We start from the raw sequence: 13,598 nt of genomic DNA, 5'->3' as shown, positions 1-13,598 counted from the left end.
CTCATTCTTCCGGCTCGAGCAGCTGGAACCAGTAGAACCCGTGGCCGGGCAGCGTGAGCAGGTACGGCAGCTCGCCGATGTCCGGGAAGCGCACCCCGCCGGTCAGCTCGACCGGCGTCGCGCCCTGGTGCGCGGACAGGTCCAGTTCCACCGGCTGCGGGAAACGGGACAGGTTGTTGACGCACACCACGACGTCCTCGCGGCCGTCCGGGCGCAGCCACCGGCGCTGGTAGGCGAGCACGCTGGGGTTCGAGCCGCCGAGGTCGGTGAAATCGCCCTGGCCGAACGCGTGGTGCTGTTTGCGGACCTCGATCATCCGGCGCGTCCAGTTCAGCAGCGACGCCGCGTTGTCGGCCTGCGCCTCGACGTTCAGCGCCTGGTGCCCGTACACCGGGTCCATGATCACCGGCAGGTAGATCCGGCCGGGGTCGCAGGTGGAGAACCCGGCGTTGCGGTCCGGGGTCCACTGCATCGGGGTGCGGACGGCGTCGCGGTCGCCGAGCCAGATGTTGTCGCCCATCCCGATCTCGTCGCCGTAGTAGAGCACCGGCGAGCCGGGCAGCGACAGCAGCAGCGCGGTGAACAGCTCCTGCTGGTTGCGGTCGTTGTCCAGCAGCGGGGCGAGCCTGCGGCGGATGCCGATGTTGGCCTTCATCCGCGGGTCTTTGGCGTATTCGGAGTACATGTAGTCGCGCTCTTCGTCGCTGACCATCTCGAGCGTCAGCTCGTCGTGGTTGCGCAGGAAGATGCCCCACTGCGTGCCGGACGGGATCTGCGGCGTCTGCAGCAGGATCTCCGAGATCGGGAACCGCGACTCCCGGCGCACCGCCATGAAGATCCGCGGCATCAGCGGGAAGTGGAACGCCATGTGGCATTCGTCGCCGCCGGACTCCGCGTCGCCGAAGTACTCGACCACGTCGCTGGGCCACTGGTTCGCCTCGGCGAGCAGGATCCGGCCGGGGTACTCGTCGTCGACGACTTTGCGGCACCGCTTGAGGAAATCGTGCGTGCGCGGCAGGTTCTCGCAGTTCGTGCCTTCCTGTTCGAACAGGTACGGCACGGCGTCGAGGCGGAAGCCGTCGATGCCGATGTCGAGCCAGAACCGCAGCACGTCGATCATCGCGTCCTGCACGGCCGGGTTCTCGTAGTTCAGGTCCGGCTGGTGGGTGAAGAACCGGTGCCAGTAGAACTGGCCGCGCACCGGGTCGTAGGTCCAGTTCGACGTTTCGGTGTCGACGAAGATGATCCGCGCGTCGGCGTAGCGGGAATCGTCGTCGCTCCACACGTAGTAGTCGCCGTAGGGGCCGTCCGGGTCCGAGCGCGACTGCTGGAACCACGGATGCGCGTCCGAGGTGTGGTTGAGCACCAGGTCGGTGATCACCCGGATGCCGCGCCGGTGCGCCTCGTCGAGCAGGTACACGAAGTCCTCGACGCTGCCGAATTCCGGCAGCACGGCCCGGAAATCGCTGATGTCGTAACCGCCGTCGCGCAGCGGCGAGGCGTAGAACGGCGGCAGCCACAGGCAGTCCACCCCGAGCCAGGCGAGGTAGTCCAGCCTGCCCGCCAGGCCGCGCAGGTCGCCGGTGCCGTCGCCGTTCGAATCGGCGAAGGCGCGCACCAGCACCTCGTAGAACACCGCGCTCTTGAACCATTCGGGGTCCTTCGGCGCCGCGTGCGCGTGCGCGAAGTCGTCCGCCTGCGGTTCGACCAGCAGGCCGTCGGCGGTCACCGCCTCCCCCGTGTGCGGCACATCCGCCAGTCCCGCCGCGGCGCCGGGCCGGCTCTCCTCGTCCATCCGTTCCACCTTGTCGTGAGTCGCGTGTGCTGAGTAGTGGTTATCCCGTTCGGCTCCGGCATAACCACGGGGGTCGGAGCGGCCGCGGCGTCAGGCCGCGAGCCTGCGGCGCAGCGCCACGATGTGCGCCACCGCCCGCCACGGTTCGAGCCGGACGAAGTTCGCCTGGCCCCAGTCCCACGTCTCGCCGGTGACCTCGTCGTGCGCGATGAGCCGCTCGGTCCAGTCGAAGCCGAGCGCGGGCAGGTCGAGCCAGAGCGTGCCCTCTCGCGCGTCGTGCGGGTCGAGGTTCACGATCGCGACGACCGTGTCGCCGGTCGCCGGGTCCTGTTTGGAGTAAGCGAGCAGCGCGTCGTTGTCGATGTGGTGGAAGCGCAGCGACCGCATGCCCTGCAGCGCCGGATGCGCGCGGCGGACGGCGTTGAGCCGGGTCAGCCACGGTTCCAGCGAACGGCCCTCGGCGAGCGCGCGGGCGAAATCGCGCGGGCGCAGCTGGTACTTCTCGGAGTCGAGGTACTCCTCGCTGCCCGGCCGCACCGCCTCGGATTCGAACAGCTCGTAGCCGGAGTACACGCCCCAGGTCGGCGACATCGTCGCGGCGAGCGCGGCGCGCAGCGCGAACATGCCCGGGCCGCCGTGCTGCAGCGATTCGTGCAGGATGTCCGGAGTGTTGACGAACAGGTTCGGCCGGCCGTGGTCCCAGTGCTCGACGAGGTCCGTGCCGAACTCGGTGAGCTCTTCTTTCGTGGTGCGCCAGGTGAAATACGTGTAGCTCTGGGTGAAACCGAGCTTCGCGAGTCCCCACAGCCGGGCCGGGCGGGTGAACGCCTCGGCGAGGAACAGCACGTCCGGATGCGCGTCCTTCACCGACTGGATCAGCCAGGCCCAGAAGTCCGGCGGCTTGGTGTGCGGGTTGTCGACCCGGAAGATCCGCACCCCGTGCGACACCCAGTGCAGCACGACGCGCAGCACCTCGTCGTAGATGCCGCGCGGGTCGTTGTCGAAGTTGACCGGGTAGATGTCCTGGTACTTCTTCGGCGGGTTCTCCGCGTACGCGATGGTGCCGTCCGGGCGGGTGGTGAAGAACTCCGGGTACTTGACGACCCACGGGTGGTCCGGCGCGGCCTGCAGCGCGAGGTCGAGCGCGACCTCGAGGCCGAGTTCCTCCGCGCGCGCCACGAAGGCGTCGAAATCCTCGAGCGTGCCGAGCTCCGGGTGGATCGCGTCGTGCCCGCCCTCGTCCGCGCCGATCGCCCACGGCGAGCCGACGTCGTCCGGCGTCGCGTCGAGAGTGTTGTTGGGGCCCTTGCGGTTCACCCGGCCGATGGGGTGCACCGGCGGCAGGTAGACGACGTCGAAACCCATGCCCGCGACGCGGTCCAGTTCGCGCTCGGCGGTGGCGAAGGTGCCGTGCACCGCGCGGCCCAGCGCGTCGACCCCGCCGGTGGAGCGGGGGAAGAATTCGTACCAGGAACCGAAAGCGGCGCGTTTGCGGTCGACCCACAGCTTCAGCACGCGGCCCTTGGTGATCAGCTCGCGCACCGGGAAGTCGTGCATGAGCTGGCGGACCTCGGGCGAGAGCGCGGGCCCGACGCGCTCGGCGAGATCGCGTTCGTCGTCGCGCAGCGCGGCCGCGGCACCGGCGAGCAGCGGGCGCTCGGCCCGGCGCTCCGGGCGGCGGGACACGCGGTCGAGCAGCAGCGCCCCGCTTTCCAGGTCGTTCGCCAGCTCCCCCGGCCCCTGCCCGGCGGCGATCTTCACCTCGACCGCGTGTTCCCAGGTGGCCCACGGATCGCTCCACGCGTCCACCCGGTAGGTCCACATGCCCTCGGCGTCGGGCACGATCACCGCGCCGAACCGGTCGAGCCCGCGGCCCTGTTCGGCCATCCGCGTCTGGCGCGCGGCGCGGTCGCCCGGACCGCGCCAGGCGACCGTCGCGGCGACCGCGTCGTGGCCCTCCCGCCAGACCGTGGCGGTGACGGGGAAATGTTCGCCCGCAACGGCTTTGGCCGGATACCGGCCGCAGCTGACAATGGGTGCGACGTCGTCGATCCCGAGCCTGCCGGTCATGGCGATGCCCCTTTTTCACGGTGGGTGGGAGGGTGGTCGGAGTGTGCTTCCGCGAGCACGGTCAGTGTGCCTGATTCCTCCAAAGCCGTTGACAGCGGGGCCTTTTTCTGATTTTCCCGCCACCCGGTCGGGCGAAACGCCCCCATTCGGCGGAACTCCCGGACGCATTCCCGTCCCCCGCCCGCAACACGCTCGCCGAATTGCGTTAACAATCGGCGGCGCGTTCCGGTGATTACCGGTGAGTATCGGTGCGGATGTCCGGGTGACGGTTTCTCGGCGGCGGCTGACTGCAGTCAGGATGCCCCATGACGCCCGCGGCGATCACGCGAAGCGCCCGGACTTCTCGGACTCGGGCTCCTTACAGCTGCGGGATCTCCACCGTGTCCCGCGGCGCGCGCAGCAACAGCAGCGACCGCGCCTCGACCGTGATCCGCGCCTTCGGCTCCAGCACTCCGGGGTTGGCCGGGGTGCCGTCGGCGGTGCTGGTGTCCAAAGTGGGCTTGAAAGTCTCGCCGTACTCCGGGCCGGGCAGCACGATCTCCGCCGGTTCCGCGCCCGCGTGCAGCACCAGCAGCCACGAGTGGTCGGTGACGAGCGCGCCCTCGCGGTTGCGCGCCTGGCTGTTCGACCCGTCGATCCACATGCAGAGCGTGCGGCGGTCCTCGTCGAACCAGTCGATCTCGTCGAATTCCTCGCCGTCCGGGCGGAACCAGACGAGATCGGGCTTGCCGGTGACCGTGGTGCGCCCCTCGAAGAACTCCGGCTGCCGCAAGGCCGGGCTGTGCGCGCGCAGCCGGACCACGCGGCGGGCGAAGTCGAGCATCGGCTCCGAGGCCTCGGTCGGGGTCCAGTCGACCCACGACGTTTCGTCGTCGAGGCAGTAGGCGTTGTTGTTGCCGTGCTGGGTCCGCCACATCTCGTCGCCCGCGGTGAACATCGGGGTGCCGGTGGACAGCAGCAGCGTCGCGAACAGGTTGCGCGCCTGGCGGGTGCGCAGCGCGACGATCGCCGCGTCGTCGGTCTCGCCCTCCGCGCCGTGGTTCCACGAGCGGTTGTCGTTCGTGCCGTCGCGGTTGTCCTCGCCGTTGGCCTCGTTGTGCTTTTCGTTGTAGGACACCAGGTCCCGCAGCGTGAAGCCGTCGTGCGCGGTGACGAAGTTGATCGACTGCCACGGGCGGCGCAGGTTGTGGTCGTACAGATCGGACGAGCCGGACAGCCGGTACGCGAGGTCCCGCACGCCGGTCGCGCCGCGCCAGAAGTCGCGGACGGTGTCGCGGTAGCGGCCGTTCCACTCGGCCCACTGCGCGCCGAAGTCGCCGACGCGGTAGCCCTCGCCGGTCGCGTCCCACGGTTCGGCGATCAGCTTGCAGCGCGACAGCACCGGGTCGGTGGTGATCGCGGTCAGCATCGTCGACTCGCGGTCGAACATCTCGCCGCGCGGCCGGCCGAGCGTGCTCGCCAGGTCGAAGCGGAACCCGTCGACGCCCATCTCCTGCGTCCAGTACCGCAGCGAATCGGTGACCAGCCGGACGACCGTCGGCGAACCGGCGTCGAGGGTGTTGCCGCAGCCGGTGAGGTCGGCCATGTGCCCGCGGCGGGTGTGCAGGTAGTACGCCGGGGCGTCGAGGCCGCGCAGCGAGAGCGTCGGGCCGTCCGGGCCGCCCTCGCAGGTGTGGTTGAAGACGACGTCGAGCAGCACCTCGATGCCTGCCGCGTGCAGGGCCGCCACCATCGTGCGGAATTCCTCGATCTCGCGGCCCGGTTCGCTCGCGTAGCCCGCGTGCGGCGCGAAGTAGCCCAGCGGCGAGTAGCCCCAGTAGTTGTGCCGCCCCGAGCGGATCAGCGCGGGCTCGTCGGCGAACGCGTGCACCGGCAGCAGTTCGACGGTCGTCACGCCGAGCCGGGTCAGGTGCTCGATCGCGACCGGGTGCGCGAGGCCGAGGTACGTGCCGCGCAGCGCTTCCGGGATGAAGGGATGCTGCTGGGTGAACCCCTTCACGTGCAGTTCGCAGATCACCGACTCCTCGAACGGCACCTCGGGCTTGACCCCGGTGTCCTGCCCGCCCGGCGAGGCGACGACCGACAGCGGCACCGCCCCCAGCGAGTCCACAGTGGACATCGGACCGCGCTCGGGGTCCCCGGTGAAGCCCTGCGCGGCGTGCAGGCTGGCGAGCTTGCCGTCGATCCGGCGCGCGTACGGGTCGACGAGGAGCTTGGCCGGGTTGCAGCGGTAGCCGTGCGCCGGGTCGTACGGGCCGTGCACGCGGTAGCCGTAGTGCTGACCGACGGTGACGCCCGGGACGAGCCCGTGCCAGACGCCGAACGTGCGTTCGGTCAGTTCGATCCGCCGCTCGGAACCGTCGTCGCCGATGAGGCACACCTCGACCGCGTCGGCGACGGCGGACGTCACCGCGAACCGGACGCCGCCCGCCTCCGGGTGGGCGCCGAGCGGGAACGGACGTCCGGCGAGGACCTGGTTGTCGGATGCGGGTCGCTGTGCCATGCGCCGATCCTTTCAAACCCTCGGCGGCGACGGGCTCCGGCGCTTGGCTGAACTTGCCCGGAGCAGGGGTGATGACCTGGGCCGACAGCGGCGGCAGTAGGGGTTCGCGCCGGGCGTGCCCTCGGGATCCCTGACAGGTTCTGTCAGTGGACCGGGGCATGCTGGCCGCATGCGCGCGAGCCGGCTCGTCTCCCTCCTGTTGCTGCTGCAGGCCCGCCAGCCGAGGACCGCCGCCGAACTGGCCGCCCGGCTGGAGGTCTCGCCGCGCACGGTCTACCGCGACATCGAGGCGTTGAGCGCCGCCGGGATCCCGGTGTACGGCGAGCCCGGCCACGACGGCGGATACCGGCTGGTCGACGGGTACCGCACCCAGCTGACCGGTCTGACCAGGCAAGAAGCCGAGGCGCTCTTCCTCACCGGGCTGCCCGCCGCGGCTTCCGGGCTGGGGCTGGGGCCGGTCGCGGCGAACACGGAGCGCAAACTGCTGGCCGCGCTCCCGGCCGAACTGCGGTCCCACGCCGACCGGGTCCGCGAGCGGTTCCATCTGGACGCGGCGTCCTGGTACCACGACAGGGAGGCCACGCCGCAGCTGCCGACGGTCTCGGACGCGGCGTGGCAGCAGCGGCGCGTCCGGATCCGGTATCAGCGCTGGGCCGCGCCCCGCGAAGTCGCCCGGACCGTCGAGCCGCACGGTGTGGTGCTCAAGGCCGGGCACTGGTACCTGGTCGCCCGGCATTCCGGCGAGTTCCGGACTTACCGGGTGGCGCGGATCGTCGAGGCGGCGATGCTGGACGAGACCTTCGACCGGGCCGAGGGGTTCGATCTGGGCGGCTACTGGTCGGAGTACCTCGACGATTTCGACGCCCGCCGGCACCGTGGCGAGGCGGTACTGCGGGTGTCGCCGGAAGGGATGCGACTCCTGCCGCAGCTCGCCGAACCTGCGGTTGCCCGCGCGGCTGCGGGCGGCGTTGTCGAAGCGGACGGGTGGACTCGGGTGATCGTTCCGGTCGAGCAGCCCGACCAAGCCGTGCACGACCTGCTGCGGCTCGGTCCGTTGGCGGAAGTGGTTGCGCCGCAAGAGCTTCGCGACCGGATGGCCGAGACGCTCACGAAGATGCTGCAGGGCTACACCGGGTAGCGACCAGCACGAACGACTCCGCGGGCAGCACCGTCGCGTCGCCGACCTCGGGGTTGCCCCACGAAGCCAGCACCTCCCCCGCCACCGGAACCTCGACCGGCTTCGCTCCGAAGTTGCACGCCAGGCGCAGCGTGCCCCGGTGCAGTATCAGCCACGCATCGTCCGGCGGGGTCTCCACCACGACGCGGTCCAGCCGCGGATCGGTCAGCTCCGGATGCGCGCGGCGGAGGCGGATCAGCGTCCGGTACAGGCCGAGGATTTCCCGGTGGCCCGGTTTGCCCGGTTCGGTCCAGTCGAGCCGCGAGCGGGCGACGGTGGCCGGGTCCATCGGGTCGGGAACGTCCGTTTCGCCCCAGCCGTGCCGGGCGAACTCGCGGCGGCGGCCGGTGCGGACGGCCTCGGCCAGTTCCGGGTCCGGGAACGACGCGAAGAACTGCCACGGCGTCTCCGCGGCCCACTCCTCCCCCATGAACAGCATCGGCGTGAACGGCGAGCAGAACACCACCGCCGCGCCGCAGGCGAGCAGACCGGGCGAAACGGTCGCGGACAGCCGGTCGCCGGTCGCGCGGTTGCCGATCTGGTCGTGGTCCTGCAAATACGCCAGGAACCGGTGGCCGGGGGCGACGCGCCGGTCCAGCGGGCGGCCGTGGACGCGCGAGCGGAACGACGACCAGGTCCCGGCGTGGAAAAATGCCTCCCGCAGGGTCTTGGCCAGCGCGCCGGGCTCGGCGAAATCGGTGTAGTAGCCGGTGGTTTCGCCGGTGAGCCGGACGTGCAGCGCGTGGTGCAGGTCGTCGGACCACTGCGCGTGCAGGCCGTAGCCGCCGGCGTCGCGCGTCGTGACGAGCTTGGGGTCGTTCTGGTCGGACTCGGCGATCAGCGTCAGCGGGCGGTTCAGGGCCGCCGAGAGCGCGTCGACCTCGGCGGACAGTTCCTCCAGCAGGTGCACGGCGCGGTTGTCGACCAGCGCGTGCACGGCGTCCAGGCGGAGGCCGTCGAAGTGGAAGTCGCGCAGCCAGCCCAGCGCGTTGTCGATGACATAGCGGCGGACTTCGTCGGAACCCGGGCCGTCGAGGTTCAGCCCGGCGCCCCAGTCGGTGCGGCCGGCGAAGTACGGGCCGAACCGGTCGAGGTAAGCGCCGGACGGGCCGAGGTGGTTGTAGACGACGTCGAGCAGGACCGCGAGCCCGCGTGCGTGACACGCGTCGACCAGGCGTTTCAGCCCGTCGGGACCGCCGTACGGTTCGTGCGCCGCGCCCCACAGGACGCCGTCGTAGCCCCAGCCCGCGGTGCCGTCGAAGGAGTTCACCGGCAGCAGTTCGACGTGCGTGACGCCGAGGTCGACCAGGTGCCCGAGCCGGTCGATGACCGCGTCGAACGTGCCCGCTTCGGTGAAGGTGCCGACATGCAGTTCGTAGACCACGCCGCCGGGCAGCTGCCGCCCGGTCCACGACTGGTCGGTCCACTCGAACGCCGAATGGTCGTAGACCCGCGACGCTTCGTGCACGCCGTTCGGCTGGCGCAGCGAACGCGGGTCCGGCAGCGGGCGGTCGTCGTCGCCGAGCAAGAAGGCGTAATCGGTGCCGGTGACGTCGGCCTGCCACCACCCGTCCCCGGCGGCGGTCATCTCGTGGTCGGTTCCGTCCACGCGGACGCGGACGCGCTCGGCCGACAGGGCCCATACGCGGAACATCAGGAGTCCTCCCGCACCAGAAGCGCGACCGGGTACCGCTCGAACAACGCGGACGCCTGCGGGGCATCGCCGACCCCGCGACCGGTCAGCACGTCGGTCCATTCCCCGGCGCGCAGCGGCAGAACGGTGTCGCGCCAGCCGCCCGCCCGGTCCAGACCCAGCGGCAGCCGCGTGACCGCGACGGTCAGGCCGGCACCGCGTTCGAAGGCCAGAAGGTGTTCCGCGGCAACGCCTTCGGCCTGCAGCGGCCGGTATCCGGTGAAGAGCTCCGGCCGGTCTCGGCGCAGGGTCAGCGCGCGGTGCACCACCAGCAGTTTCGCCGCGCCAGTCTCGTCGATCTCCGGCTGTTCGCCGCCCTGGATGCGGTCGAGAAGGGCGCGCCGGGCGGCGTAGTCGACCTCGCGGCGATTGTCCGGGTCGACCAGCGAGTAGTCCCACAGCTCGGTGCCCTGGTAAACGTCCGGCACGCCGGGTCCGGCCAGTTGCAGCAGCTTCTGCCCCAGCGAGTTCGTCCAGCCCGCGCCGCGCACCCGCTTCACGAACGACTCGACGTCGGCCGCCAAAGCGGCGTCGTCCAGCACCGCGGACGGCCACTCGGCGACGGCGCGTTCGAAGCCCTCGTCGTGCTCCGTCCAGGAGGTGCGGAGTTTCGCTTCCTTCGCGGCCTTGTCGAGGTAGTCGCGCAGCCGCTCCGGCGAGATCGGCCACGCGCCGACGAGCGTCTGCCAGGCCAGGAGATTCAGCGCGGGCTCGTCGATCCCGCGCGCGGCCGTCCAGCGGCGGACCGCGACGGCGAACTCGTCCGCGACCTCCGAGAGCGCCGCCATCCGGGCGCGGGTGTCCTCGGACCGCTTCGTGTCGTGCGTGGTCAGCGTGGTCATCGTGGCCGGGGCCGCGGCCGCCCGGCCCGCGGCCAGCGGGTGGAATTCCCCGGTGCTCAGCCCGAACCGGTCCGGGTTGCCGCCGACCTCGTTCAGTGCGGCGAACCGGGTGAACCGGTAGAAGGTCGTGTCCTCGGTGCCCTTCGCGACGACCATGCCGGACGTCTGCTGGATCCGCGTCGCCAGCTCGCCGTCGGGCGCGCCGCGCACCTGGCTGTCGAGCGCGTCGAGCGCCGGGGCCAGTTCCGGCCGCCGCTTGCGGGCCCGCGCCACGGCAGTCGCCCAGTGGCCGGCCCCCTCGGGAAGGTACGAACGGTAGACCGGGAACGCGATCATCACCTCGGCGACGGCGGCGCGGGCCGCACCGGCGTCCACGCCTTGCAGCAGCGCCGCGATCCGGTGCACCTCGGCGACCAGGATGCCGTCGGTCACCAACCTCCGCGCGTTCTCCTCGACCGCGTGGTAGTCGGTGCGCACGCCCTGTTCGGCGGCAAGCCGGGTGAACACCGACGCGGCGGCCGGGTCCACGAACACCCCGGTGATCTCGCGCAACGCGTCGTATCCGGTGGTCCCGTCGACCGGCCAGCTCTGCGGCAGCGCCTCGCCCGGGTGCAGGATCTTCTCCGCGACCAGCCACGCCCCGGGCGCGCCCTCGCGGAGCCGCCGGAAGTAGCCGCCGGGGTCGGCGAGGCCGTCCGGATGGTCCACGCGCAGGCCGGTGACGTCGCCGTCGGACACCCAGCGCAGCACCTCGCCGTGCGTTTCGGCGAACACCTCCGGCCGCTCGACGGCGACCGCGGCCAGGTTCGTGATGTCGAAGAACCTTCGGTAGTTCAGCTCCCGGTTGCCGCGCCGCCAGCCGACCAGCTCGTAATGCTGGCGCGCGTGCACCTCGGCCGGCGTGCCGTCGCCGGTTCCGGGCGCGATCGGGAAACGATGGTCGTAGTAGACGAGTTCGTCACCTTCGACGGTCAGCACGTCGTTGTCCTCGCCGAGCACCGGCAGCAGCAGCCTGCCGCGGCTCCAGTCGATGTCGAAGAACGACGCGTACGGCGACTCCCGGCCGTTCCGGAGAACGTCCCACCACCACTGGTTCGCCTTCGCGACCTCGACCGACATGTGGTTCGGCACGATGTCCACGACGAACCCGAGCCCGGCGTCTTTCAGCCGCGCTGCCAACGCCTTTCGCGCTTCTTCGCCGCCCAGTTCTCCCCGGGCGCGCGTCGGATCGGTGACGTCGTAACCGTGCGTCGACCCGGGTGTCGCGTCGAGCATCGGCGAGCCGTACAACGCCCCGACGCCCAGCTCGCGCAGGTACTCCACGATCGCGGCGGCGTCGGCGAAGCCGAACTCCGGCCGCAACTGCACCCGGTACGTCGAGGACGGCGTGCTCATTCGCTCTCCTTCGCCGTGCGCTGGAGAACCACGAGCGAACGCGCGGCGAGCGTGAACTTGCCGCCGCCTTCGACCGGTTCGACGCCACAGTCCCCGACCGCCCCGGTCCGGGTGTCCACCACGACTGTCCATTCGCGACCGTAGCCGTTGCCCGGCAGCGTCATCGCGATGTCCTCCCAGTGCGCGTTGAACGCGAGCAGGAACGAATCGTCCTCCACCGGCATCCCGCGCGGGTCGAGGTCCGGGATCCCTTCCCCGTTCAGGAAGATCACCACGGACTTGCCGAACGCGTCGTCCCAGTTCTGCTCGGTCATCTCCTCGCCGGCCGGGGTGAACCAGGCGATGTCGCCCAGTTCCTCGCCCTTGCGCACCGGCTTGCCCTGGAAGAACCGGCGGCGGCGGAACACCGGGTGCGCCTTGCGGAACGCGGCGAGCGCGCCGGTGAACTCGACCAGGTCGGCGTTCTCCGTGGCGAGCTCCCAGTCCATCCAGGACAGTTCGGTGTCCTGGCAGTAGGCGTTGTTGTTGCCCTGCTGGGTCCGGCCCAGTTCGTCGCCGTGCAGCAGCATCGGCACGCCTTGCGACAGCAGCAGCGTGGCGAGCAGGTTCCGCCGCTGCCGGGCGCGCAGCGCGAGCACCTCTTCGTCGTCGGTCGGGCCCTCGACGCCGCAGTTCCACGACCGGTTGTCGTCCGCGCCGTCGCGGTTGTCCTCGCCGTTGGCCTCGTTGTGCTTTTCGTTGTAGGACACCAGATCGGTGAGCGTGAACCCGTCGTGCGCGGTGACGAAGTTGATCGACGCGAACGGGCGGCGGCCGTCGTCCTGGTACAGGTCCGACGAACCGGTGATCCGCGACGCGAACTCGCCGAGGGTGGACGGTTCGCCGCGCCAGAAGTCGCGCACGGTGTCGCGGTACTGCCCGTTCCATTCCGTCCACAGCGGCGGGAAGTTGCCGACCTGGTAGCCGCCGGGCCCGACGTCCCACGGTTCGGCGATCAGCTTCACCTGGCTCACGATCGGGTCCTGCTGCACGAGGTCGAAGAACGTCGACAGCCGGTCGACGTCGTAGAACTCGCGGGCCAGCGCGGAGGCGAGGTCGAACCGGAAGCCGTCCACGTGCATCTCGGTCACCCAGTACCGCAGCGAATCCATGATCAGCTGCAATGTGTGCGGGCTGCGCACGTTGAGCGAGTTCCCGGTGCCGGTGTAGTCCATGTAGTACTGCGGATCGTCCTCGACCAGGCGGTAGTACGCCTCGTTGTCGATGCCGCGCATGGACAGCGTCGGGCCGAGGTGGTTGCCTTCGGCGGTGTGGTTGTAGACCACGTCGAGGATGACCTCGATGCCCGCCTCGTGCAGGGCGCGGACCATGCCCTTGAACTCCTGCACCTGCCCGCCCTGGCCCTGCATCGCGGCGTAGGCGTCATGCGGCGCGAAGTACCCGATCGTGTTGTAGCCCCAGTAGTTGCGCAGGCCCTTCTCGTCGAGGCCGTGGTCGGTCACGAACTGGTGCACCGGCATCAGCTCCACCGTGGTCACGCCGAGTTTCTGCAGGTGCTCGACCACCGCCGGGTGCGCCAGCCCGGCGTACGTGCCGCGCAGCCGCTCGGGGACGAACGGGTGCGTCATCGTCATGCCGCGCACGTGCGTCTCGTAAATGACCGTCTCGTGATACGGCACGCGCGGCGCGCGGTCGTTGGCCCAGTCGAAGAACGGGCTCACCACGAGCGAGTACGGCACGTGACCGGCCGAATCGTCCTCGTTGAGCTGTTCCGGGTCGTCGAAGCGGTAGCTGAACAGCGCCTCGGACCAGTCGACGCCGCGGGACAGCGCCTTGGCGTACGGGTCGATCAGCAGCTTGCCCGGGTTGCAGCGCAGGCCGCGGCTCGGGTCGTACGGCCCGTGGACCCGGAATCCGTAGCGCTGCCCGGGGCCGACGCCGAGCAGGTAGCCGTGGTGGACGAACCCGTCGACCTCCTCCAGCCGCGCGCGGGTTTCGTTGCCCTCGTCGTCGAACAGGCAGAGATCGACGTGCTCGGCGACCTCGGAGAACAGCGCGAAGTTCGTCCCCACGCCGTCGTAGGTCGCGCCGAGCGGGTAGGGCTTTCCGGGCCAGGGCCGCAC

7 protein-coding genes are annotated in these 13,598 nt (G+C 70.6%); 1 reads left to right on the top strand and 6 read right to left on the bottom strand.

Features of this window, described 5'->3' with window-relative positions:
• Nucleotide 1 precedes the first annotated feature (1 nt).
• The 3 genes from treS to glgX (FKO37_RS22890) all read right to left on the bottom strand — a co-directional run bounded on the left by treS (nt 2) and on the right by glgX (FKO37_RS22890) (nt 6,368).
• Nucleotides 2–1,795 (bottom strand): maltose alpha-D-glucosyltransferase, encoded by a 1,794-nt coding sequence (gene treS / locus FKO37_RS22900; protein WP_037815557.1) that lies wholly within the window; start codon nt 1,793–1,795, stop codon nt 2–4.
• Between the two features lie 90 nt (nt 1,796–1,885).
• Nucleotides 1,886–3,865 carry an alpha-1,4-glucan--maltose-1-phosphate maltosyltransferase gene (locus FKO37_RS22895; protein WP_238605720.1) on the bottom strand — a complete coding sequence of 660 codons (1,980 nt, stop codon included), beginning with the start codon at nt 3,863–3,865 and terminating at the stop codon, nt 1,886–1,888.
• Between the two features lie 358 nt (nt 3,866–4,223).
• On the bottom strand, nt 4,224–6,368 hold the full coding sequence (gene glgX / locus FKO37_RS22890; RefSeq protein WP_134668104.1) for a glycogen debranching protein GlgX: 2,145 nt from the start codon (nt 6,366–6,368) through the stop codon (nt 4,224–4,226).
• Nucleotides 6,369–6,537: 169 nt separating this feature from the next.
• Here glgX (FKO37_RS22890) and FKO37_RS22885 point away from each other — a divergent pair, with 169 nt between their 5' ends.
• Nucleotides 6,538–7,506 carry a YafY family protein gene (locus tag FKO37_RS22885; RefSeq protein ID WP_037815550.1) on the top strand — a complete coding sequence of 323 codons (969 nt, stop codon included), beginning with the start codon at nt 6,538–6,540 and terminating at the stop codon, nt 7,504–7,506.
• On the opposite strand, the gene treZ is transcribed toward FKO37_RS22885, so the two are convergent.
• Genes treZ through glgX (FKO37_RS22870) form a run of 3 tightly spaced genes read right to left on the bottom strand, consistent with a single transcriptional unit; the run spans nt 7,475 to nt 13,598 of the window.
• Nucleotides 7,475–9,202, bottom strand: a complete 1,728-nt coding sequence (gene treZ, locus FKO37_RS22880; RefSeq protein ID WP_238608321.1) for a malto-oligosyltrehalose trehalohydrolase — start codon at nt 9,200–9,202, stop codon at nt 7,475–7,477. The genes FKO37_RS22885 and treZ overlap by 32 nt on opposite strands.
• Nucleotides 9,199–11,475 (bottom strand): malto-oligosyltrehalose synthase, encoded by a 2,277-nt coding sequence (gene treY / locus FKO37_RS22875; protein WP_037815547.1) that lies wholly within the window; start codon nt 11,473–11,475, stop codon nt 9,199–9,201. Before treY ends, treZ begins: the two co-directional genes overlap by 4 nt.
• Nucleotides 11,472–13,598, bottom strand: coding sequence for a glycogen debranching protein GlgX (glgX, locus tag FKO37_RS22870; protein ID WP_037815545.1), 2,127 nt, complete (start codon nt 13,596–13,598; stop codon nt 11,472–11,474). The genes treY and glgX (FKO37_RS22870) overlap by 4 nt, the downstream gene beginning before the upstream one ends.

The organism is Amycolatopsis sp. Poz14 (assembly GCF_006704225.1).
GTDB lineage: Bacteria > Actinomycetota > Actinomycetes > Mycobacteriales > Pseudonocardiaceae > Amycolatopsis > Amycolatopsis nivea.
This window is presented reverse-complemented; position numbering and strand designations above follow the sequence as displayed.

Coding starts and splice junctions, on each gene's coding strand:
- treS (WP_037815557.1), bottom strand. CDS start 1,795: ATGGACGAGGAGAGCCGGCCCGGCGCCGCGGCGGGACTGGCGGATGTG.
- FKO37_RS22895 (WP_238605720.1), bottom strand. CDS start 3,865: ATGACCGGCAGGCTCGGGATCGACGACGTCGCACCCATTGTCAGCTGC.
- glgX (WP_134668104.1), bottom strand. CDS start 6,368: ATGGCACAGCGACCCGCATCCGACAACCAGGTCCTCGCCGGACGTCCG.
- FKO37_RS22885 (WP_037815550.1), top strand. CDS start 6,538: ATGCGCGCGAGCCGGCTCGTCTCCCTCCTGTTGCTGCTGCAGGCCCGC.
- treY (WP_037815547.1), bottom strand. CDS start 11,475: ATGAGCACGCCGTCCTCGACGTACCGGGTGCAGTTGCGGCCGGAGTTC.